The organism is Oleiphilus sp. HI0061 (assembly GCF_001635675.1).
The window spans coordinates 1-1,539 of the sequence record NZ_LWFE01001252.1; the positions used below are offsets into that span (position 1 = coordinate 1).

Annotated in this window: 1 protein-coding gene; it reads left to right on the plus strand. The window is 47.7% G+C overall.

Annotation, left to right across the window (positions count from 1 at the left end; genetic code table 11):
* On the plus strand, nucleotides 1–1,539 hold a 1,539-nt coding region (locus tag A3735_RS19600; protein WP_156499776.1), incomplete at both ends, for a DUF5011 domain-containing protein.

The following is a 1,539-nucleotide window of genomic DNA, read 5'->3' on the forward strand; positions in this document are numbered from 1 at the left end:
AACGTGAACGACTCATCGGGTAACCCTGCCAACACCGTTAATCGAACGGTCAATGTTCAGGATACCGGCGCTCCTAGCATCACCGTGTTAGGTAGCAGCCCACTTAACCATGAGCTAAATACCCCTTATACCGATGCTGGTGCGACTGCGAATGACGCACTTGACGGAGACCTATCTGCAGGCATTATAGTTGGCGGCACAATGGTCGACTCTAGCGTTGCTGGCACTTATATCATTACCTATGATGTCAGTGACTCCAATGGAAATCCTGCACCTCAACAAACACGTACGGTTAACGTGAATGACTTTACTGACCCCGTCATTACACTTATCGGAGATAGTTTTGTAAGTGTTGATATTGACAGTATTTATACAGATGCGGGGGCAAGCGCTTCGGATAATATAGATGGCGACATTTCATCCAATATAATCCCTAGTGGTTTCGTTGACACCAGTACCCCTGGAAGCTACACACTTAACTATGACGTGAGTGACGCCGCTGGCAATGCTGCAGCCACTGTTTCCCGAACTGTAAACGTATCAGACAGCTCAGGACCAACAATCACATTAATCGGTGGTGACACCATCGAGCACCAACAAGGCACGATATTCAACGACCCTGGTGCAAGTGCTTTCGACGCTGTCGACGGAGACGTTTCTTCAAATATCTCTATTACCGGCTTTGTTAACGCAAGCGTCGCAGGTAGCTATGCCCTAACCTACAACGTCAGTGACTCTCAAGGAAACCCTGCAACCCCGGTAACTCGTACTGTCAATGTTGCAGACTCCTTACCACCTGTTATCACGCTGATCGGAGATAACCCTCTTCATGTTGAGTTAAATGGCAGCTTTACTGAACTTGGCGCGACTGCTAGCGATAGTGTCGACGGAGACTTAAGCTCTGCAATTATTATTTCCGGTGACGCTGTCAATACCTCTATTGCTGGAACCTATATCACTCGTTATAACGTCAGCGATAACACAGGTAATTCCGCTATAGAAGTAACTCGAACAGTCCTTGTTTCAGATACGACGATCCCCGTTATTTCACTACTGGGCTCAAACCCTATGAGCATTGCATTGGGAAGCATCTTCAGCGACCCGGGCGCAACAGCAAGTGATAATATCGATGGAAATATTTCCACTAGCATTATCCCTAGCGGTAGCGTGGACCCAACAACTTTGGGCAGCTATACGCTTTCCTATGACGTCAGCGATAGTGCTGGTAACGCTGCACTTACCGTAACTAGAGTTGTTAACGTTGAAGATAATAGCGCACCACTTATCAGCCTATTAGGTGACAACCCAATGGACATATCGCTCGGCGGCAGCTACAACGAGGCCGGAGCGACTGCGACCGATAACGTTGATGGTGACTTAACAAGCAGCATTGCTATTAACGGATCAGTTGATACGGACACACCTGGAACGTACACCATTAGCTATAGTGTCAGTGACAGCGAGGGTAATGTTGGTAATGCTACCCGCCAAGTCAATGTAATCGATAACACTAGTAGCGATACCGTTCCACCGGTTATC